We start from the raw sequence: 20030 nt of genomic DNA, 5'->3' as shown, positions 1-20030 counted from the left end.
CTGGACGTGGAAATGCCGCGCATGGACGGCCTCGATTTCCTCGAGAAACTGATGCGCTTGCGACCGATGCCGGTGGTGATGGTGTCGTCGCTGACCGAACGCGGCTCGGAAATCACGCTGCGCGCGCTGGAACTGGGCGCGGTCGACTTCGTCACCAAGCCGAAGATCTCGATCCAGAGCGGCATGCAGGAATACACCGAGATGATCGCCGACAAGATTCGCGCGGCATCCAAGGCCAGCATTCGTCCACGCACGATTCCCCATCCGGATGCGCCCAAGGCGAGCGGCGACGGACCGTTGCCGCAGATGCGCAATCCTCTGCTGTCGAGCGAAAAACTGATCATCATCGGCGCCTCCACCGGCGGCACCGAAGCGATCAAGGAATTCCTCATCCGCATGCCGTCCGATTGTCCCGGCATCCTGATCACCCAGCACATGCCGGAAGGCTTCACGCGCTCGTTCGCCCAGCGCCTCGACAACCTGTGCAAGATTTCGGTCAAGGAAGCCGCCGGCAACGAGCGCGTCCTGCCGGGCCACGCCTATATCGCACCGGGCCATTCGCATCTCAAGCTGGTGCGCAGCGGCGCCAATTACATGACACAGCTCGACCAGGGGCCGCCGGTCAATCGCCATCGGCCATCGGTCGACGTGCTGTTCAATTCGGCGGCGGCCTGCGCCGGCAAGAACGCGGTGGGCGTGATCCTGACCGGCATGGGTAAGGACGGTGCACTGGGCATGCTCGAAATGCGCAATGCCGGCGCTTACAATTTTGCGCAGGACGAGGCGTCGTGCGTGGTCTTCGGCATGCCGCGCGAAGCGATTGCCGTGGGCGGGGCGCATGAAGTGCTGGCGCTGCAAGCCATGCCGGGCCGGGTGTTGAGTTATCTGGCCGAACACGGCAGTCGTGCATTGCGGGTGTAGTTCGAGTACCATTCAGCCATCCGGAAATTTTGGATCGATTACTCGCTGTGGGGCCTTAAGTTTTGCCGAATTAGTGTCGTTATCGTCAACAATAGTTTCGAATCAATGGAGTAAAAATCATGGCAGGCCCAAATACCAAGTTTCTCGTTGTAGACGATTTCTCCACGATGCGCCGCATTGTCCGTAACCTGCTCAAAGAGCTCGGTTACACCAATGTGGACGAAGCCGAAGACGGCGTGCAGGGTTTGCAGAAACTGCGCAGCGACACGTTCGATTTCGTGGTGTCGGACTGGAACATGCCGAATATGGACGGTCTGACCATGCTCCAGGAAATCCGCAAGGATCCGGCGCTGGCGAAGTTGCCGGTTCTGATGGTGACCGCCGAAGCCAAGAAGGAAAACATCGTTGCCGCCGCGCAAGCCGGCGCCAATGGTTACGTGGTCAAGCCGTTCACGGCCGCAACGCTGGATGAAAAGCTCGGCAAGATTTTCGAAAAGCTGGAGGCCGGAGGCTAACGTGGATACCGCATCCCAGGAAGCAGTGCCGCCGGACGCGCCGGTAGCCGAGCAGCAGGACCAGTTCCTCGCGCGTATCGGCCACATGACGCGCAGCTTGCATGACAACCTGCGCGGGCTCGGTTTTGACCGTTTGCTGGAAAAAGCTGCCAGCGACATGCCGGACGCGCGGGACCGCCTCGAATACGTGGCGATGATGACCGAGAAGGCCGCTCAGCGCGTGCTGACCGCGACCGAAACCGCCGGCCCGATGCAGGATGCCATCGGCGACGGTGCGGGCACGTTGGCTGCCGAGTGGAAGGCCGTCACCGACGCGCCGTTTTCCGAGAGCGATTACCGCGCTCTGGCCGAAAAGACGCAGGCTTACCTCGGTGCAACACGTGAAAACGTCAGCCTGACCAAGCAGCAACTGCTCGACATCATGATGGCGCAGGACTTCCAGGACTTGACCGGGCAGGTGATCAAGCGCGTTACCGAGGTGGCCCACGACATCGAAAGCCAACTGGTGCAGTTGCTGGTTGATTATTCGCCGCCGGAAGCCAAGCGTGAAGATAGCGGCCTGTTGAACGGTCCGCAGATCAATCCGACCGGTCACAACGTGATCGCCAACCAGAGCCAGGTTGACGATTTACTGGAAAGTCTGGGCTTTTAAGTTGTTTTAACGGCAATTTACCTGCTCGTAGTATTGCTGCGTGTGGTTTTTGCGACCGCCTGACAGCACCGCAAACCGCCGTCCTGTCTGCCTTCACCCTCTGAAGGCAGATATGGCGCGCTTCCCCTGCCCCGAAATACGGGGCGTTTCGCCCCTTATTCCCGTGATGATTCGAGGCTTCCCTCGCCAATAATTCTGCCTGAGAGTCTCAAAATTCCGCCTTCAAAGCGGAAAGAAGCAATACAGGGGAACGGCAGTGGCCGAAGATAGCGATCAAGAACGGACCGAACAGCCCACGAGCAAACGCATTGAAAAAGCGCGTGAGCAAGGCGACGTGCCGCGCTCGCGCGAGATGGCGACGTGCGTCATGTTGCTGATCGGCGGCAGCACCCTGTGGATGTTTACCGGTCCGCTCGTGACCAGCCTCAATCGCCTCATGGTGTCGACCATGACCTTCGAGCGCGAAATGGCCTTCGATCCTGCCTTGCTGTTCGAACGCATGAGTGGCCACTTCATGGAAGTGGCGATCGCCTGCATTCCCATCGCCTTTCTGATGACGCTGGCGGCTGTGGCTTCGCCGCTGATCCTGGGCGGCTGGCTGTTCAACGGTAGCTCGCTGGAACCCAAGTTCGATCGCCTCAATCCCATCAAAGGCATCATGAATCTGTTCTCGCTCAATTCGCTGGTCGAGTTGGGCAAGGGCATCCTGAAGAGCGTACTGGTCGGCGTCATCGCGTGGTATGCGATGCGCAGCCATCTCGACGCCGTGCTCAACCTGAGCGTCGAACCGCTCAAGGTGGCCAGCAGCCACATGCCGAATCTGCTGTGGACCTGTTTCATCATGATGGTCTGCGCCTTGATTGGAATTGCCGTGATCGACGTGCCGTACCAGTTGTGGAACTACACCCGCAAGCTCAAGATGTCACGCCAGGAAGTCAAGCAGGAGCACAAGGAATCCGACGGCGATCCGCTGATCAAGGGCAAGATTCGCGCCTTGCAACGCGCTGCTGCGCGTCGCCGCATGATGTCGGCGGTGCCGACCGCGGACGTGGTGGTGACCAACCCGACTCACTTTGCCGTGGCGCTGAAATACAGCGAGGGCGGCATGTCGGCGCCGCAGGTGGTGGCCAAGGGCACCGAAGCGGTGGCAGCCAACATCCGCAAGATCGCCGCAGAAAACAACGTACCGATCCTCGAAGCGCCGCCGTTGGCGCGCGCGTTGCACTACCACACTGAAATCGGCGACGAGATTCCGGAATCGCTTTACACCGCGGTCGCCGAAGTCCTCGCCTATATCTTCCAACTGCGCACCTACAACAGCAATGGCGGCGTCCGTCCAGAGCAGCCGAGCGACCTTGAGGTGCCGAAGGAACTGGACGATCCACTATACAAACGCAAGGCCGCCATGGCTGCCGCACAAGCTAGGGCCGCACAATGAACATCAACAGTATGAAACTGCCGGCCTGGGTGCCGATCAAGCATGCGAAGGCGCTCACGGCGCCGATCCTGATCGTCATGATGCTGGCGATGATGGTGCTGCCGCTGCCGGCGTTTGCGCTCGACATTCTGTTCAGCTTCAATATTTCGCTGTCGGTGATCGTGCTGCTGACCGCGCTGTACACCGTCAAGCCGCTCGACTTCGTGGCGTTCCCGGCGGTGCTGCTGGTGAGCACCATGCTGCGCCTGTCGCTCAACGTCGCTTCCACGCGCGTGGTGCTGACCGAAGGCCATACCGGTCCCGACGCGGCAGGTAAAGTGATTGAGGCCTTCGGCCACTTCCTGATCGGCGGCAACTACACCGTCGGTATCGTCGTCTTCATCATCCTGACGATCATCAACTTCACCGTCGTCACCAAGGGCGCCGGCCGTATCGCCGAAGTGGGCGCGCGCTTCACCCTGGATGCGATGCCCGGCAAGCAGATGGCGATCGACGCCGATCTCAACGCCGGCATGATCGGCGAGCCGGAAGCCCGCGCACGCCGCAAGGAAGTGGCGCAAGAAGCCGAATTCTATGGCGCCATGGACGGCGCCAGCAAGTATGTGCGCGGCGACGCCGTGGCCGGCATCATCGTGACCGTGGTCAACATCGTCGGCGGTCTCGTGGTCGGTATGGTCCAGCATGACCTCGCCTTCGACATGGCGTTGAAGAACTACACGCTGCTGGCCATCGGTGACGGCCTGGTCGCACAGATTCCTTCGTTGATCATCTCGACCGCCGCCGGTGTGGTGGTCTCGCGCGTGGCCAATGACCAGGACGTCGGCGGCCAGCTGATCAACCAGTTGTTCGCCAAGGCGGAAGTCCTGTACCTGACCGCGATCATCATCGGCGGCATGGGCATGATCCCGGGCATGCCGCACATCGCCTTCATCATCATCGCCGCTCTGTTGGCTGCTGCGGGTTACTCCGTGAACAAGCGCAAGGAACAGGCCGGTGCGATCGCCGAATTGCCGGCGCCGGTCACGACGCCGCAGGAAATCGAGGAAGCCACCTGGCAGGACATCTTGCCGGTCGACACCCTTGGCCTGGAAGTCGGCTATCGCCTGATCCCGCTGGTGGATAAAGGGCAGGGCGGTGAACTGCTGCGCCGGATCAAGGGCATCCGCAAGAAATTCGCGCAGGAAGTCGGTTTCCTGTCGCCGCCGGTCCATATTCGCGACAACCTCGAACTCAAACCGTCGGCCTATCGCATCGCCTTGAAGGGCGTGGAAATCGGCAAGGGAGAGGCCACTTTCGGCCAGTTCCTGGCGATCAATCCGGGCATGGTCACCGGCCCGCTGCCGGGCCTGATGACCACCGACCCTGCGTTCGGCCTGCCGGCGGTCTGGATCGAAAGCAACATGCGTGAAATGGCGCAGACCATGGGTTACACCGTGGTCGATACCGGCACCGTCATCGCTACCCACCTCAATCATTTGATCACCGTCCACGCGGCCGAATTGCTGGGTCGTCAGGAAGTGCAGCAATTGCTCGATCACATCGGCAAGGACGCGCCGAAGCTGGTCGAGGATCTGGTGCCGAAGGCATTGCCGCTGGGCACGGTTCAGAAAGTGTTGCAAAACCTGCTCATCGAAGGCGTGCATATCCGCGATATGCGGACTATTATCGAAACCCTGGCCGAGCATGCGCCGCGCGTGCAGGAGCCGAACGAACTGACCGCCATCGTGCGCATTGCCCTGGGCCGCGCGATCGTGCAGCAGATTTTCCCGACCGAGAGCGAGCTGTCGGTCATGACGCTGGACAACAAGCTGGAACGTCTGCTGATGCAGGCGATGCAGGCAAGCGGACCGGAAGGCGGCGGCATCGAGCCTGGTCTGGCCGATACACTGATTACCCAAACAGAAAACGCAGCACGTCATCAAGAGCAGTTGGGTTTAACCCCGGTATTGTTGGTCCCGGGTCCTTTGCGGGCATTGCTGGCGCGCTTCTTGCGACGCGCAATGCCTCAACTCCGGGTGCTTTCACACGCTGAAGTTCCTGATTCGAAAACGATTAAAGTTACCAGCCTAGTTGGAGGGCAAGCATGAACGTCAAAAAATTTATTGCAGGTTCGTCGCGAGACGCATGGCGCCAGGTGCGCGAAGCGCTGGGGCCTGACGCCGTCATTCTCTCCAACCGGAATATCGACGACGGTGTCGAGATCCTGGCCATGGCCAACGAAGACATGTCGTCGCTGGTGGTGCCGGCCATGTCCAAGGACGCCGTGCCGCGTCCGGCCGTGCGCCGACCGCCTGCGCCGCAACAGTCGCTGCAGGCTGCCGTGCCGCGCACACGCGTCGAACAGCAAGCACAGAGTCCCGGCGCTTCAATGCCGGTCGAACACAATACGGCGCAAGCCGACGCCCGCGTCTGGCGTACCCGCAATGCCGCACGCGCCAGCGCCAAGGAACAGCAGGCACAAGCGCTGACGCCGGCGCAAGTCGCTGCCGGCCCGAAGGCAGCTGCCGCCTCTGCAGCTGCAGTGCGTCCGCAGCAGGCCGGCGTCATGGCTGAATTCGACGGCAAGGATTACGACGAAATCCTGTCCGACGTCATGAGCGAAATTCGCTCCATGCGCGGCGTACTGGAAACTCAACTGGCGGAAATCTCCTGGGGCGGCACGCAAAAGCGCGAACCGGCCAAGGCCGCGATCATGCGTGAAATGCTGGCCGCCGGTTTCAGCGCCAGCCTGTCGCGCCTGATCACCGAGAACCTGCCGCAAAGCCCGAAATCGCAAGACGCCATGTTCTGGGTCAAGTCGGTGCTGGCCAAGAATCTGATGACCATGGCCAACGAAAACGAGTTGCTGGAGGAAGGCGGCGTCTATGCACTGGTCGGTCCTACCGGCGTTGGCAAAACGACCACGACCGCGAAACTGGCGGCGCGTTGCGTGATGCGTCACGGCCCCGGCAAGCTGGCGCTGATCACCACCGACGGCTATCGTATCGGCGGCTACGAGCAACTGCGCATTTACGGCAAGATTCTCGGCGTGATGGTGCACTCGGTCAAAGATGAATCCGATTTGCGTATCGCACTCGACGAACTGCGCGGCAAACACACGGTCCTGATCGATACCGCCGGCATGGGCCAGCGCGACCAGATGGTAGCCGAACAGGCCGCCATGCTGTCGGGCGCAGGGACCGACATCAAACGCCTGTTGTGCCTCAATGCAACGGCGACCGGCGGCACGCTCAATGAAGTGGTAAGCGCGTATTCCGGCGATGGCCTGGCAGGTTGCATCATTACCAAGCTCGACGAAGCGGCAACCATCGGCAACGTGCTCGATGTTGTCATCCGTCAAAAACTGAATCTGTATTACGTCGCGAACGGTCAGCGCGTGCCGGAAGATTTGCATGTTGCCAACAGGTTGTATCTGGCTGACCGCGCCTTTAAACTGAAGCGTGAAACTGCGCCGTTCGAGTTCCAGGATGCCGAGTTGCCGGTGGTAGTCGGACCGACGGCCACGGCCATGAATGACAAAAGCCTGCGGGAGGTGATCCTTGGCTAGCTATGACGTTGATCAAGCGGAAGGACTGCGACGGATGCTGGAGCGTCCGACGCCGCGCGTGTTCACTTTCTTCTCGGTTCTTCCCGACGACGAAAAAGGCGCAATGCTGATCAATCTGGCAGCCTCTCTTGCCGCCGCCGACCACAACGCATTGTTGGTCGACGCTTGCATGACGCCCTCGGTGATCTTGTCGCGTTTCGGCGGTATCGCCGTGGCGACGCTGCTCGACGTCGCGCGTCAGGAGCGGCATCTGGATGAAGCGGTGCGCATGGTGCCGGAAGGTTTTGCGCTGGCGCGCCTGTCGCGCAAGAATGTATCGGCTTCCACACATCCGCAAGCCTCGCGGCTGGCGCAAATTTTCGACGGCCTGACGGAAGAATCCGACATCACGCTCATCAACGGCGAACTGAACGACGACGAGCTGCTGCCGGTGCCGGCCATGGAAATGGGCGAGATCGTGGTGCACATGTCGACCAGCCCGACTTCGATCAAGGCTGCGTACGTCTTGCTCAAGGGCCTCAGCGACAAGCTCGGCCGCCGTCCTTTCAACCTGCTCGTGAGCGGCGGCTCGGACGCGGAAGCGCAGATGGTGTACGCCAACATGGCGCAGGCCGCCAATCGTTACCTGGCGGCGCAATTGCATTTCATGGGCTCCATCCCGGCAGACGAACACATCCGTCGTGCATCGGGGCAGGGCCGCACCGTGCTGGAAGCATTTCCGCTGGCTGGCGCGACGCTTGCGTTCAAGCGCCTGGCCGATCAGTTTTCGTTATCCAACCTCACCAAGGGCACGTACGGTATGGCGACCGATGGTGCAAGTCTCGGAGTATGACGCGCCTTGCATTGCATGATCGTTCGCACTCACCATTATTGACGAGATGAGTTCTATGTATAACGTCAAAGGAAAGACGGCCAAGAACGACTTGCTCCAGCTGCATGCGGCGCTTGTGAAAAAGCTGGCGCATCAGATGAAGGCAAAGCTTCCGCCCAGCGTGGAAGTGGACGACTTGATTCAGGCAGGCATGATCGGTCTGCTTGATGCCGTCAATCGCTATGAGGAAACGCACGGCGCGCAGTTCGAAACCTATGCCGTGCAGCGTATTCGCGGCGCCATGCTGGATGAACTGCGCAGCAGCGACTGGCTGCCGCGCAGCATCCGTCAGAATACCCGCAAGATCGAAGAAGCCATCCACGTCCTGTTGCAGCAACTCGGTCGTCCGCCGCAGGAGGCCGAAGTCGCCACGCAGCTCAAACTGAGCTTGCCGGAATATCAGGACATGCTGACCGAATGCGGCGGCCATCAGCTGATCTACTACGAAGACTTCCATGACGCCGACGGCGGCCATGAGCATTTCCTCGATCGCTACCAGACCCGCGATACCGACGACCCGTTGCAGAACCTGATCAACGGTGGTTTCCGCGATGCCGTCATCGATTCGATCAAAGCCTTGCCCGAGCGTGAAAAAATCCTCATGGGCCTGTACTATGAACAGGAAATGAACTTGAAGGAAATCGGCGCCGTCATGGGCGTCTCGGAATCGCGGGTTTGCCAGCTGCACAGCCAGGCCATCGCCCGCATGCGCTCGACCTTGAGGGAGCAGGCGTGGACTGGAGTAGCGTAGGAGGATTACTGCTGGCGTTGGGCGGCATCTTGCTGGGCTTGCTGCTCGAAGGAGGCCATCTCGGTTCGATCCTGCAGCCGACCGCTTTCCTAATTGTCTTTGCCGGCACCATCGGCGCCGTGCTGCTGCAAACCAGGCTCGACAATTTCGTCCATGGCGTCAAATTGCTGTCCTGGGTATTTTCTCCACCGGTTCACAATCACCGCAAACTGATCGACAACATCACGGTCTGGAGCGGTATCTCGCGGCGCGAAGGCTTGCTGCATCTCGAAGAACACATGAACGACAGCAGCGATCCTTTCGTCAAGAAAGGTTTGCGCCTGCTGATCGACGGCATCACACCGGCCAAGCTGCTCGACATCCTTGAGGTCGACACCACTGCTTACGAAACCCGCCAACGCCAGGCGCTCAAGATATGGGAAGCGGCCGGCGGCTATTCGCCGACGATCGGCATCCTCGGCGCGGTGCTCGGCCTGATCCACGTGATGGAAAATTTATCCGACCCCGCCAAGCTGGGCGGCGGCATTGCGGTGGCTTTCGTGGCGACCATCTACGGCGTCGGCCTGGCCAATCTGTTCTTCCTGCCGGTGGCCAACAAGCTCAAGGAACTGCTTGCAGTGGAAGTGAACCGGCGCGACATGGTGGCCGACAGCTTGTTCGGCATCGCCAGCGGCGACAATCCGCGCGTCATCCAGGAGCGCGCAGAGTCGTATTTCGTCACTACATGATCTACTGAGGCATCCACTCATCATGGCGCGAAAAAAACGGGAAGAAGAGCATGAGAACCACGAGCGCTGGCTGGTTTCCTATGCCGACTTCATCACGCTGCTGTTTGCCTTTTTCGTCGTCATGTACGCCATTTCGCAGGTCAATGAAGGCAAGTACAAAATCCTCGCCGATTCGCTGATCAACGCCTTCGGCAAAGAGCCGGTGTCGACGGCTCCGATTGTCGTCCAGGCCGGCGGCCAAGGCACCCAGCAATCCGTCGCACCTAAGATTACCCTGCAGAAGCCGCGCAGCAACGAAGCGCTGCGCCGTGAAAAAGAGCGCATGACCGACATGGCGCGCGACATCCTGCAAGTACTGGCGCCGCTGGTGCAGGAGGGCAAGGTGCGGGTCACGCAAACAAGTGTCGGCGTCAATGTCGAGATCAACGCCAATGTCCTGTTCGCACCCGGCGACGCCAAGGTCAGCAGGGAGTCGGAAGAAACCCTGATCGCCATCGCCCGCGTGCTGAAGAACGACGATCACGCGATCCAGATCGAGGGCCACACCGACAATACGCAGATCAACACCAGCGTGTTTCCTTCCAACTGGGAGTTGTCGGCGGTGCGCGCCAGCACGGTGGCACGGCTGTTCAACAACCAGGGCATCGCCGACCTGCGCCTGACGGCGGTGGGGCATGGATCGAACCAGGCAGTGGCTTCCAACGATACGCCTGAAGGACGGTTGCGCAATCGTCGCGTCGACGTGATGATCCTGTCGCGATTGGCGGAACAGGCCACCGAGGTGCCGTTTGCAGAAGAGGGCGGCAAGGTCGCTCAGCCCATTCAGCCAGTGCATCCCAAGCCGGCACCATAAAGCAAAAAGCCCATTCTCGCGAACGGGCTTTTCAAATTCTGGTGCGAGGAAAAATCAGCCGATGCCGAGCGGTCGGCCCGAGCTGCGCAGGCTCGATTGGCCGTCAGGACCGTAGAAGGAGCCGTTGCTTTTGCCTTGCAGGATGTTCATGGCGTTCTGGTTGATCGCCATTTGCTTGCCGATCAACAGGCCATTGAGACGATTCAGTTCGCGCGATTGCGCCAGCGCAAACAATTCTTCCCACACTTGCTTGTCTTCGGCCGAACCGTGTTGTTCGATCCATGATTGCATGCCGTTCTCGCCGGCCGTGAATCCCAACGCAGCCAGCGCCTTGTGGCGCTGATCAGCCAATGTTGCCATGTTGGCGACAATATTGGCCTTGTCATTGATGATTTCCGGAATCTTGTCCGCATCGCCATTGCCGCTGAGCAAATCCTGCTCTTGCTGCAATGCCGCCACCAGGCGCGACGCGACGTGCTTTTCGTCAGCGAGTGTATGAGATGGCAGGAGCGAATTACTTGTCATTGCGTTGTCGTTACGTTAAGTCTTGCGGGAGCCGATCAGATCTTTGACGGTGTCGAACAAGCCGTTGGCGACTTTCTCGGGATCGACTTGGAAGGTGCCGTTAGCGATGGCAGCCTTGATCTCAGCAACTTTTTTAGCGTCGAAAGTGCTGCCGGTAGCAGCGGCTTTCACGCCCAGCGATTGATATTGCGAAGACAACTGGACATTGGCTGCGGTAGATGCGTCGCTGTCTGTCTTTGCTGGTGCGGCACCGGCATTGCTGTTCGCGGAGCGCGCCTGGGGTTGCGCGATTTCCGGTAAGCCTTTGCCTGTTTTGAGGGCGTCATTAACGTTCACGGCAGTATCCTTAATGGGTTAGGGTTCTGTGACCCGCCTGTTGCCTAGATTATCGGCCATTTTTCCGCAAACTTTAATACTTTTGTCGCCCGCCAAAAGGTTTCTTGTCAGTAATTGATTTCAAGGATGCCGCCGGCCTTCGCAATCCCGCTCACGACCTGGCCGGCAGACGTTTTTGCTTGCACCATCTGGCCTTCGCTGCCGTTGGTCAAGGCACGCGCTTCGGTGGTGATCTGGAAGCCCGGACCGGTGGACACCACGCGTACCGCCTGGCCTTGCTGCACCACGCGGTTGCTGCGCAATGCATCCTGGCGTATCGGGGCGCCCAGCGCCAGCGAGATGTTGGCGGTGCGACCGATGGCCTGGGACGAATCGGTAATGATGCCGTTGGGCAAATTCGAGAGGTCGCCCTTGACCTTGGTGATGTCGTTCGGGCCGATGATCTGGCCTTGCGCCAGCGGCGCCGCGGTGACAATGTACTCTGCAATGACCTGCACGGTGGCGCGCAGGTAGATTGTCCACGGCGACGGCGCGATGCACTTGACGCCAATGGTAGTGCGGCCCCACAGGCGGCCGCCATTCGGCATGAAGGCTTGCGGCGACGTGCAGGCGGCGAGGTTCAAGCGGCTGTCGGCCGGTTCGACGGCGATATTGACGGCGCCGGACAAGCCGGTTGTCTGCACCTTCATGAATTGTTCTGCAATTTTTTGCAGCGCGCCAAGATCCTGGCGTGGCGGCGTGTTCTGTTCGGTGGTTTGCGCCAGCGCAGACAGCCCGAATGCGGGCAGCAACAGCAGCAAGGACAACAGCACTTGTGACAATAATTTCATAACAACAACTTTTCAACCCGGGTGATCGGAGGCAGGGCCATCCTGTCAGCAATAGTACCGGCGGCCGACTCTGTCAAAAGGTCGAACAAGGCATAGTTTTCTCTCTTTCTCGGGCATTAGAGTTTGAGGGGGAGCCTTATGATCCAATGGTGTGTAAATCCCATTATCGGCATGATGCGTACTTTATGAAGGGTACGTCAGGAGGGTTAGATGGCTGCAAAACTGGATGATTATCTGCGATTCAATGAAACGGCGCTGAATTTGCGCGCCCAGCGTCAGCAATTGCTGGCGTCCAACATCGCCAACGCGGATACACCGAATTACAAGGCGCGCGACATCGACTTCGCCAAGACCCTGCAAGGCGCCATGGCGGGCAAATCGAGTACGGTGCCGCCGGTCGAGCTGGCGCGCACGTCGTCGGCCCATATTTCCGGCAAGGCGACGGGCGACGGCGGTATCGGCGGTTCGCCGCTGCTGTATCGCAAGGAGACCCAGAGCAGTGTGGACGGCAACACCGTCGACATGGACGTCGAACGCAATCAGTTCACCGACAACGCGGTGCGTTACGAAGCAGGCATCACCGCCGTCAATGCGCAGATCAAAGGTCTGCTCGCCGCCATCCAACCAGGCTGATCATCATGTCTCTTTCCAATATTTTCAACGTCGCCGGTTCTGCCATGAGCGCGCAATCGCAGCGCCTCAATACGGTTGCCAGCAACATCGCCAACGCCGACAGTGCAACCGGCCCGGACGGCAAGCCATACAAGGCCAAGCAAGTGGTGTTCAAGGCGGTCCCGTTCGGCAACATCGAAAACAGCGGCGTGCAGGTCAGCCAGATCGTCGAAGACCAGGCGCCGCCCAAGCTGATGTACGACCCCAAGCACCCGATGGCCGACAACAACGGCTACGTCGCCATGCCGAATGTCAATCCGGTCGAGGAGATGGTCAACATGATCTCCGCATCGCGTTCGTATCAGACCAACGTCGAGACGATGAATACCGCCAAGAATATGTTGATGAAAACCCTCACCATCGGTCAATAAGGAAGATCTTAATCATGACTACTGTTTCCAACGATTTGCTGTCGTCAATGAATGGCACGTCGACATCGACCTCCAATACTTCGAGCCTGAACGACAACAGCCCGGAAGCGATCCAGAATCGCTTCCTGAAGCTGCTGACCGTGCAGATGCAGAATCAGGATCCGACCAATCCGATGGACAACTCCCAACTGACCACTCAGCTGGCGCAGCTGTCGACCGTGTCGGGCATCAGCCAATTGAACACCACGCTGGCTTCTCTCATGTCCAACCTTGGTTCGGCGCAGTCGCTGCAGGCAGCCAACATGATCGGTCACAGCGTGCTGGCTCCGGGCAACAACCTGACCCTGACTTCCGACACCACCAAGGCTGCCGACGGTACCGAGACGACCACGCAGAAGGCCGTGTTCGGCGTGCAGCTCGGCGCCAACGCCGACAGCATCAAGGTCACCATCCGTGATGCGACCACCGGCGCCGTCGTGCGCCAGATGGATCTGGGCAGCCAGGCTGCAGGCACCGTGCCGGTCATCTGGGACGGCACCAACGACGCCGGCACCAAGGCCGCCGACGGTCAGTACACCTTCACCGTCGCCGCGACCAGCGCCGGCACCGCCGTGGACGCCGCCGCGCTGTCCTTCGGCACGGTCGCCAGCGTCAGCACAGGCGCCGACGGCGTGAAACTGAATGTATCGAATATCGGCACCATCAAGCCGACCGACGTTATCCAAATCCTCTAATCCACTGACGGCTTCCAGCACAAGGAGAATCAAATGAGTTTTCAACAAGGCCTGAGTGGCTTGGCAGGGGCGTCGAAGAGTCTCGACGTGATCGGCAACAACGTTGCCAACGCCAGCACAGTGGGTTTCAAATCGGCACAGGCACAGTTCGCCGACATGTACGCCAACTCGATGAACCGTTCCGGCAACTCGCCGGTCGGCATCGGTGTCGCGGTCGCCAACGTGCAACAGGCGTTCACCCAAGGTAACGTCACCACCACCAATAATCCGCTCGACATCGCCATCAACGGCGACGGCTTCTTCCGCATGCAGGGCAGCCTGACCGACCAGTCGCCGATGTATGCCCGCAATGGCCAATTTCAATTGGACAAGTCTGGCTACATCATCAATCCGAGCGAGAAGGGCGCGTACCTGACCGGCTGGCTGGGCACCGTGGTTGGCGGCGACCCTGTGCCGCTACAAATCGACACTTCCAATATTCCCGCGACGGCGACCACGCTGATCAACACCAAGCTGAACCTGGATTCCCGCCTGACGAGCATCGACCCTGCGGTCACGCCGTTCAGCCCGACCAATGCGGCCAGCTACAACAGCACCACGGGTGTCACCATGTACGACAGCCTGGGCAACTCGTACAACGTGCAAACGTACTACGTGAAGAACAAGGCCACGTCGACCGCGACGACAACCGACTGGGACGTGTACGCGACCATCAACAACACGACCTATCCTGTCGCGGGCGCACCAGTGAAACTCGACACGCTGACCTTCAACAGCTCGGGTGTCTTGACCGCGGGCGCCACGGGTAGCGCGTTTACGGCAGCAATTCTGAATGGTCCTGCCTTCGTTCAACCGGGTGCAACCTTCCCAGCCAACGTCGCATTAGATTACACCGGCACGACACAAACCGGCCAGGCTTTCACCCCGGTCGCGCAAGACCAGAACGGTAAAGCGCCCGGCGTGCTGTCGAGCTTCTCGATAGGTAAGGATGGTTCCATCGTCGGCAGCTACTCGAACAACGACACCAAGGTCCTGGGCCAGGTGCTGCTGGTGAATTTCGCCAATCCGAACGGCCTGTCGCCGCTGGGCAATAACCTGTACACCGCCACCGCCGACGCCGGCCAGCCGTTGGTCGGCAAGCCGACCACGGGCCAGTTCGGCGTCCTGCAAGCGCGCGCCGTGGAGGACTCCAACGTCGACCTGACCACTGAACTGGTCAACATGATCGTGGCGCAACGCGTCTATCAGGCCAACTCGCAGACCATCAAGGTGCAGGATACCGTTCTGCAAACGCTGGTCAGCCTGCGCTAAGCAATTTGAACTAAGTGGGGAAGCGCGCGGCAGCGATGCCGCGCGCGCACAAAGGGGTAATTATGGATCGTGTGATTTACACCGCCATGTCCGGCGCCAAGCACACAATGGAGCAGCAGGCCACCGCCAGCAACAACCTGGCGAACGCGACAACGACCGGTTTCCGTTCTCAGCTCGACACCTTCCGCGCCGTACCGGTGGTGGGCGGCGAAGGGCTGGCGACGCGCACGTTCGTGGTCGATTCGACCGCAGGCACCAACTTCGCGTTGGGCCCGATACAAGACACCGGCCGTGCGCTGGACGTCGCTGTGGCGGGAGATGGCTGGATTGCGGTGCAGACCGCAGACGGCGGCGAAGCCTATACCCGCAACGGCAGCTTCAAGATGAGTGAAAACGGCATTCTGCAAACGCAGACCGGCCTGAGCGTCATGGGCGACGGCGGTCCGATTAGTATTCCTCCGGATGTGACGATTGCGATTGCACCGGACGGCACGGTATCCTCGATCCCGACCATGGGTACGCCCAATGCGGTGAACATACTGGGCCGCATCAAGATGGTCAATCCGGATGAGAAGTCGCTCAAGCGCGGCGACGACGGCCTGTTCCGCCTGACCGCGGGCACCCAGGCTCCGCCTGACGCCAACGTCCGCCTCGTCGGCGGCGCGCTTGAAGGCAGCAACGTCAACGTGGTCGATTCCATGGTCAACATGATCAACCTCGCGCGCCAATTCGACCTGAACATGAAGGTGGTGACAACTGCCCAGAGTGATGCAGACAAAGCCAACCAAATTCTGTCGTTGTCCTGAAGCTAAACCAACTATTCAGGTACTGGAGAAAATATGATTCGTTCCCTGTGGATTGCCAAAACCGGTCTCGATGCGCAACAAACGCAACTCGACGTCATTTCGAATAACCTCGCCAACACCAGCACCAACGGTTTCAAGCGTTCGCGCGCCGTGTTCGAGGATCTGATGTACCAGACTCTTCGTCAGCCGGGTGCACAGTCGTCGCAGCAGACGCAATTGCCGTCGGGCCTGCAGATCGGTACCGGTGTGCGTCCGGTCGCGACCGAGCGTATCCATACGCAAGGCAACACCAACCAGACCAGCAACGACAAGGACGTCGCGATTCAAGGCGCGGGTTTCTTCCAGGTGCTGATGCCGGACGGCACGACGCAATACACCCGCGACGGTTCGTTCCAGTCGGATGCCCAGGGCCAGCTGGTGACGTCGAGCGGCTATGTGGTCCAGCCGCCGATCACCATGCCTGCCAACATGACCAAGCTGACCATCGGTCGCGACGGCACCGTCTCGATCACGCAAGCCGGCTCGACTGCGACCACGCAGATCGGCACGCTGCAGATCGCCACGTTCATCAACCCGGCCGGTCTTGAAAGCAAGGGTGAAAATCTCTATGCGGAAACAGCCGCCTCCGGCACGCCTGCACCAAATACCCCGGGCACCAATGGCGCCGGCGCATTGTGGCAAGGTTATGTCGAGACCTCGAACGTGAACGTGGTCGAGGAAATGGTCAACATGATCCAGACCCAGCGCGCGTACGAAATGAACAGCAAGGCAATCACGACATCCGACCAGATGCTGGCCAAGCTGTCGCAGTTGTAATCTGTTTTTGTAATGCTTTGATGAAATGGGATGAGGCAAACATGAAAAGCCTGATGAAACTTGCCGCCATCGTAGGGATGATTGCTCTTGCCGGATGCGAAACGGTGCCGGATTCGATCGTCAAGATGCCGTTGACGGCGAAGCCGCAGCCAGCTGCTTATGCTCCGGCGACCAACGGCGCGATCTTCCAGTCGGCAGCGTATCGTCCGTTGCTGGAAGACCGTCGTGCACGCCTGGTAGGCGACACCCTGACCATCGTCATCAATGAAAAAACCAGCGCCGCCAAATCGGCGGGCAGCTCCGGCAGCAAGACCGGCAGCGCCAGCGCCATCGCGCCGACGCTGTTCGGCACCTCCATCAAGGAACTGTCCGGCAGCGGCGGCAGCACCAACAAGTTTGAAGACAAGGGCGCGATCAGCTCCAGCAACAACTTCACCGGCACCATCGGCGTGACCGTCATCGAAGTGATGCCGAACGGCAATATGGTCGTCAGCGGCGAGAAGCAGGTGGCGCTGGACAAGGGTGTTGAATACGTGCGCTTCTCCGGCACCGTCAGCCCGGACAACATCGCAACCGGCAATACCGTGTCGTCGACGCTGGTGGCCGACGCCAAGGTCGAGTACCGAACCAATACACGTGTGGATATGGCGGAATTCATGTCTTCTTTGTCACGCTTCTTCTTTAGCGTGTCGCCGTTCTAGTCCCAAGGTGGTATCCATGATTTTCCGTTCGCGTTCCCTGTCTCTGTTCCGCTTCAACCGTCTGGCGACCATGCTGGTGGCTGCGGCATGCCTGCTCAGCGCCGGCGTCAGCCATGCGGAACGCCTCAAGGACCTGGCCAGCATTCAGGGCGTGCGGCAGAATCAACTGGTGGGTTACGGCCTTGCTGTCGGTCTCGACGGCAGCGGCGACCAGACTACACAGACTCCATTTACCGTGCAGAGCGTGATCAGCATGTTGCAGCAACTGGGCGTCAATCTGCCCAGCACCTCGACCAGCAACATGCAGCTCAAGAATGTCGCCGCCGTGATGGTCACGACTTCCTTGCCGGCATTTGCGCAGCCGGGACAAACGCTGGATGTCACCGTCTCCTCGATCGGTAACGCCAAGAGCATTCGCGGCGGCACGCTGCTGATGGCGCCGCTGAAAGGCGCCGACGGTCAGATCTATGCGATCGCTCAGGGCAACATCGTGGTCGGCGGCGCGGGTGGATCGGCGGCGGGTAGCAGCACCGTCATCAACCAGCTGTCGGCCGGCCGCATCTCCGCCGGCGCCACGGTCGAACGCGCGGTGCCATCGGCATTGGGGCAGGGCGACACGGTCAACCTGGAACTCAACGACAACGATTTCTCCACCGCCAGCCGCGTGGTGGAAGCGGTCAACAAACGTTTCGGCTTCGATACTGCAATGGCCCAGGACGGCCGCGTCATCCGGATCCGGGCGCCGATCGGCAGCGGTGATCGCGTGGCTTTCCTCGGTGCGCTGGAAAACATCGACGTCATCCCGTCGCGTGTGCAAGCCAAGGTGATCCTGAATGCGCGCACCGGTTCGGTGGTGATGAATCAGGCGGTGACGCTGGATACCTGCGCGGTATCGCACGGCAATCTGTCTGTGGTGATCAACGCGGAGAACAGCATCAGCCAGCCCGGCGCCTTGTCCGGCGGCCAGACTGCCGCCAACCAGAACGCCCAGATTTCGATCAGTTCCGCGCCCGGCAAGGTCATGTACCTGAAGGGCGGGGCCTCGCTGGCCGAAGTGGTCAAGGCGCTCAATGCCATCGGCGCGACGCCGCAGGATCTGCTGGCGATTCTGCAAGCCATGAAGGCTGCCGGCTCCTTGCGCGCCGAGTTGGAAATCATTTAACCGGGGCAGTACATGATCAATAACATCAAACCGGGTAATCCGACCGAAAGCCTGGCGGCCGATGCCAACAGCCTCAACAGCTTGCGTTCCGCCGCGGCCACGCAATCGCCGGAATCGCTCAAGGGCGCGGCCAAGCAGTTTGAAGCTCTGTTCCTGAACATGATGTTGAAGAGCATGCGCGACGCCACGCCGCAGGACGGCATGTTCGACAGTCCGCAGACCAAGATGTTTACCAGCATGCTCGATCAGCAGCTCAGCCAGAACATGGCGCAGCGCGGCGTCGGCCTGGCCGACATGCTGGTGCGTCAGCTGTCCAGCAGCCTGAATAAACCGTTGCCAACCGACGAAGACGGCGCATCTGCCTTGCCGCTCGACATTCCGCTGGCCAACACGCTGAGCGATCTCGACAAGTCGCGTCTGGTGCAAGGCCTCGCCAATGCGGCCACTTACGACAGCACGTCTTCCCAAGGCGGTAGCAAGCGCAAGGGCGGCCAGCAGCGTCCGGCACACGTCGAAGCCTTCCAGAACCGTCTGCAAGCCGACGCCGAGGCGGCCAGCCGCATCACCGGCATCCCCGCCAAGTTCATGCTGGCGCAAGCTGCGCTCGAAACCGGCTGGGGCAAGAAAGAAATCCGCGCCCGCGACGGCAGCTCCGCGCACAACCTGTTCGGCATCAAGGCGACGGGCAACTGGACCGGCAAGACAGTCGACGCTACCACGATCGAATACGTCAACGGGGTGGCGCAGCGCAAGGTGGAGAAATTCCGCGCTTACGATTCTTATTCCGAAGCCTTCCAGGATTACGCCAAGCTGCTGCGCAGCAACCCGCGCTACGAAAAAGTATTGGCCAATGCGCAAGACGCCCACGGTTTTGCCTACGGTTTGCAACGCGCAGGCTATGCAACCGACCCGCATTATGCGGAAAAACTATCACGCATCATCCGCCAGTCGCTGTCGGCCTGATATGCGGGCGGGCATCAGCCCGGACGGGGGCTTTTCCATACGCTGCGGGAACGCCAGGCGCTTCCCGCACTCTCAAAAAATCATTGGTAACGCGTCCTAAAGTTTCCCTGCAGGATGCCGTTCACTAGGTTATTCCGTTAAAGAACAGACAGATAGCATGGCAACCAATATCTTCAGTATCGGGCAAAGTGCACTGGCCGCAGCTCAGGCGGCCCAGGCGACGACCAGCCATAATATTTCCAATGCGACAACCCCGGGTTACAACCGCCAGGTGGTCGTACAAAGCACGGCCGGCGGCATCAACTACGGTTACGGTTTTGTGGGACAGGGTACGCAGGTTGCCGAAATCAAGCGCGTCTACAACGATTTCCTCAACAAGCAGGTGATGGCGTCGCAGACGACGGCGAGCTCGCTGGACTCCTACCTGTCGCAGATCAGTCAACTGAACAATCTTGTCGCCGATACGTCGGCAGGCCTCTCGCCTGCGTTGCAGGACTTTTTCAAATCCATGCAAAACCTGGCGTCGA

The 20030-nt window shown here is 60.0% G+C and carries 23 protein-coding genes; 20 read left to right on the top strand and 3 right to left on the bottom strand.

Annotated elements, in window-relative coordinates; all coding sequences use genetic code 11:
* The 10 genes from HLUSI_RS0110730 to motD form a co-directional block, all read left to right on the top strand.
* The coding region (locus tag HLUSI_RS0110730; RefSeq protein WP_016833982.1) for a protein-glutamate methylesterase/protein-glutamine glutaminase at positions 1 to 921 on the top strand (921 nt) is incomplete at its 5' end.
* Between the two features lie 119 nt (positions 922 to 1040).
* Entirely contained in the window at positions 1041 to 1436 is a 396-nt protein-coding gene (gene cheY, locus HLUSI_RS0110725; RefSeq protein WP_016833981.1) for a chemotaxis response regulator CheY, read from the top strand.
* A complete protein-coding gene (cheZ, locus tag HLUSI_RS0110720) occupies positions 1390 to 2088 on the top strand; it encodes a protein phosphatase CheZ (protein WP_414086683.1) in 699 nt (232 codons plus the stop codon). Before cheY ends, cheZ begins: the two co-directional genes overlap by 47 nt.
* 256 nt (positions 2089 to 2344) lie before the next feature.
* On the top strand, positions 2345 to 3526 hold the full coding sequence (gene flhB / locus HLUSI_RS0110715) for a flagellar biosynthesis protein FlhB (protein ID WP_016833979.1): 1182 nt from the start codon (positions 2345 to 2347) through the stop codon (positions 3524 to 3526).
* On the top strand, positions 3523 to 5613 hold the full coding sequence (gene flhA / locus HLUSI_RS0110710; RefSeq protein ID WP_016833978.1) for a flagellar biosynthesis protein FlhA: 2091 nt from the start codon (positions 3523 to 3525) through the stop codon (positions 5611 to 5613). The genes flhB and flhA overlap by 4 nt, the downstream gene beginning before the upstream one ends.
* Positions 5610 to 7073 (top strand): flagellar biosynthesis protein FlhF, encoded by a 1464-nt coding sequence (flhF, locus tag HLUSI_RS0110705; protein WP_016833977.1) that lies wholly within the window; start codon positions 5610 to 5612, stop codon positions 7071 to 7073. Before flhA ends, flhF begins: the two co-directional genes overlap by 4 nt.
* Before the next feature lie 34 nt (positions 7074 to 7107).
* Positions 7108 to 7905: a MinD/ParA family ATP-binding protein gene (locus tag HLUSI_RS0110700; RefSeq protein WP_016833976.1), complete on the top strand. Its 798-nt coding sequence runs from the start codon at positions 7108 to 7110 to the stop codon at positions 7903 to 7905.
* 55 nt (positions 7906 to 7960) lie between these two features.
* Positions 7961 to 8695, top strand: a complete 735-nt coding sequence (locus HLUSI_RS0110695) for an RNA polymerase sigma factor FliA (protein WP_016833975.1) — start codon at positions 7961 to 7963, stop codon at positions 8693 to 8695.
* Positions 8677 to 9423, top strand: a complete 747-nt coding sequence (locus tag HLUSI_RS0110690) for a flagellar motor protein (RefSeq protein ID WP_029363378.1) — start codon at positions 8677 to 8679, stop codon at positions 9421 to 9423. Before HLUSI_RS0110695 ends, HLUSI_RS0110690 begins: the two co-directional genes overlap by 19 nt.
* 22 nt (positions 9424 to 9445) lie before the next feature.
* Entirely contained in the window at positions 9446 to 10276 is an 831-nt protein-coding gene (motD, locus tag HLUSI_RS0110685) for a flagellar motor protein MotD (protein ID WP_016833973.1), read from the top strand.
* A gap of 54 nt (positions 10277 to 10330) precedes the next feature.
* Here the strand turns inward: motD and HLUSI_RS0110680 are convergent, their stop codons facing one another.
* From HLUSI_RS0110680 to flgA, 3 genes are all read right to left on the bottom strand, one after another.
* Positions 10331 to 10801 carry a flagella synthesis protein FlgN gene (locus tag HLUSI_RS0110680; protein WP_016833972.1) on the bottom strand — a complete coding sequence of 157 codons (471 nt, stop codon included), beginning with the start codon at positions 10799 to 10801 and terminating at the stop codon, positions 10331 to 10333.
* Positions 10802 to 10816: 15 nt separating this feature from the next.
* On the bottom strand, positions 10817 to 11137 hold the full coding sequence (flgM, locus tag HLUSI_RS0110675) for a flagellar biosynthesis anti-sigma factor FlgM (protein WP_016833971.1): 321 nt from the start codon (positions 11135 to 11137) through the stop codon (positions 10817 to 10819).
* Positions 11138 to 11244: 107 nt separating this feature from the next.
* Positions 11245 to 11967 (bottom strand): flagellar basal body P-ring formation chaperone FlgA, encoded by a 723-nt coding sequence (gene flgA, locus HLUSI_RS0110670; protein ID WP_029363377.1) that lies wholly within the window; start codon positions 11965 to 11967, stop codon positions 11245 to 11247.
* Between the two features lie 210 nt (positions 11968 to 12177).
* Between flgA and flgB the strand changes: the two genes are divergently transcribed.
* The 10 genes from flgB to HLUSI_RS28065 form a co-directional block, all read left to right on the top strand.
* Complete coding sequence (flgB, locus tag HLUSI_RS0110665) at positions 12178 to 12600, top strand: flagellar basal body rod protein FlgB (protein WP_016833969.1); 423 nt, start codon at positions 12178 to 12180, stop codon at positions 12598 to 12600.
* 5 nt (positions 12601 to 12605) lie between these two features.
* Positions 12606 to 13010: a flagellar basal body rod protein FlgC gene (flgC, locus tag HLUSI_RS0110660; protein WP_016833968.1), complete on the top strand. Its 405-nt coding sequence runs from the start codon at positions 12606 to 12608 to the stop codon at positions 13008 to 13010.
* A 14-nt stretch (positions 13011 to 13024) separates the two neighbouring features.
* Positions 13025 to 13744, top strand: a complete 720-nt coding sequence (locus tag HLUSI_RS0110655; protein ID WP_029363376.1) for a flagellar hook assembly protein FlgD — start codon at positions 13025 to 13027, stop codon at positions 13742 to 13744.
* Positions 13745 to 13777: 33 nt separating this feature from the next.
* Entirely contained in the window at positions 13778 to 15055 is a 1278-nt protein-coding gene (gene flgE, locus HLUSI_RS0110650; protein WP_016833966.1) for a flagellar hook protein FlgE, read from the top strand.
* Between the two features lie 62 nt (positions 15056 to 15117).
* The gene (flgF, locus tag HLUSI_RS0110645) at positions 15118 to 15861 is read left to right on the top strand and encodes a flagellar basal-body rod protein FlgF (protein ID WP_016833965.1); all 744 of its coding nucleotides are present in this window, start codon (positions 15118 to 15120) and stop codon (positions 15859 to 15861) included.
* A gap of 33 nt (positions 15862 to 15894) precedes the next feature.
* A complete protein-coding gene (flgG, locus tag HLUSI_RS0110640; protein ID WP_016833964.1) occupies positions 15895 to 16677 on the top strand; it encodes a flagellar basal-body rod protein FlgG in 783 nt (260 codons plus the stop codon).
* 41 nt (positions 16678 to 16718) lie between these two features.
* Positions 16719 to 17378, top strand: a complete 660-nt coding sequence (locus HLUSI_RS0110635) for a flagellar basal body L-ring protein FlgH (RefSeq protein ID WP_029363375.1) — start codon at positions 16719 to 16721, stop codon at positions 17376 to 17378.
* Positions 17379 to 17394: 16 nt separating this feature from the next.
* Positions 17395 to 18540 carry a flagellar basal body P-ring protein FlgI gene (locus tag HLUSI_RS0110630; protein WP_016833962.1) on the top strand — a complete coding sequence of 382 codons (1146 nt, stop codon included), beginning with the start codon at positions 17395 to 17397 and terminating at the stop codon, positions 18538 to 18540.
* 12 nt (positions 18541 to 18552) lie between these two features.
* The gene (gene flgJ / locus HLUSI_RS0110625) at positions 18553 to 19503 is read left to right on the top strand and encodes a flagellar assembly peptidoglycan hydrolase FlgJ (RefSeq protein ID WP_016833961.1); all 951 of its coding nucleotides are present in this window, start codon (positions 18553 to 18555) and stop codon (positions 19501 to 19503) included.
* Positions 19504 to 19660: 157 nt separating this feature from the next.
* Positions 19661 to 20030, top strand: a 370-nt coding sequence (locus HLUSI_RS28065) for a flagellar basal body protein (protein ID WP_040503374.1), incomplete at its 3' end; no start/stop codon positions are given.

This window comes from Herbaspirillum lusitanum P6-12 (assembly GCF_000256565.1).
Classification (GTDB): Bacteria; Pseudomonadota; Gammaproteobacteria; order Burkholderiales; family Burkholderiaceae_D; genus Herbaspirillum; species Herbaspirillum lusitanum.
Note: the sequence above shows the minus strand (reverse complement) of the source record. Positions and strands in the feature narration are given on the sequence as shown.

Coding starts and splice junctions, on each gene's coding strand:
- cheY (WP_016833981.1), top strand. CDS start 1,041: ATGGCAGGCCCAAATACCAAGTTTCTCGTTGTAGACGATTTCTCCACG.
- cheZ (WP_414086683.1), top strand. CDS start 1,390: ATGAAAAGCTCGGCAAGATTTTCGAAAAGCTGGAGGCCGGAGGCTAAC.
- flhA (WP_016833978.1), top strand. CDS start 3,523: ATGAACATCAACAGTATGAAACTGCCGGCCTGGGTGCCGATCAAGCAT.
- flhF (WP_016833977.1), top strand. CDS start 5,610: ATGAACGTCAAAAAATTTATTGCAGGTTCGTCGCGAGACGCATGGCGC.
- HLUSI_RS0110700 (WP_016833976.1), top strand. CDS start 7,108: ATGCTGGAGCGTCCGACGCCGCGCGTGTTCACTTTCTTCTCGGTTCTT.
- HLUSI_RS0110695 (WP_016833975.1), top strand. CDS start 7,961: ATGTATAACGTCAAAGGAAAGACGGCCAAGAACGACTTGCTCCAGCTG.
- motD (WP_016833973.1), top strand. CDS start 9,446: ATGGCGCGAAAAAAACGGGAAGAAGAGCATGAGAACCACGAGCGCTGG.
- HLUSI_RS0110680 (WP_016833972.1), bottom strand. CDS start 10,801: ATGACAAGTAATTCGCTCCTGCCATCTCATACACTCGCTGACGAAAAG.
- flgA (WP_029363377.1), bottom strand. CDS start 11,967: ATGAAATTATTGTCACAAGTGCTGTTGTCCTTGCTGCTGTTGCTGCCC.
- flgB (WP_016833969.1), top strand. CDS start 12,178: ATGGCTGCAAAACTGGATGATTATCTGCGATTCAATGAAACGGCGCTG.
- flgC (WP_016833968.1), top strand. CDS start 12,606: ATGTCTCTTTCCAATATTTTCAACGTCGCCGGTTCTGCCATGAGCGCG.
- HLUSI_RS0110655 (WP_029363376.1), top strand. CDS start 13,025: ATGACTACTGTTTCCAACGATTTGCTGTCGTCAATGAATGGCACGTCG.
- flgE (WP_016833966.1), top strand. CDS start 13,778: ATGAGTTTTCAACAAGGCCTGAGTGGCTTGGCAGGGGCGTCGAAGAGT.
- flgF (WP_016833965.1), top strand. CDS start 15,118: ATGGATCGTGTGATTTACACCGCCATGTCCGGCGCCAAGCACACAATG.
- flgG (WP_016833964.1), top strand. CDS start 15,895: ATGATTCGTTCCCTGTGGATTGCCAAAACCGGTCTCGATGCGCAACAA.
- HLUSI_RS0110635 (WP_029363375.1), top strand. CDS start 16,719: ATGAAAAGCCTGATGAAACTTGCCGCCATCGTAGGGATGATTGCTCTT.
- HLUSI_RS0110630 (WP_016833962.1), top strand. CDS start 17,395: ATGATTTTCCGTTCGCGTTCCCTGTCTCTGTTCCGCTTCAACCGTCTG.
- flgJ (WP_016833961.1), top strand. CDS start 18,553: ATGATCAATAACATCAAACCGGGTAATCCGACCGAAAGCCTGGCGGCC.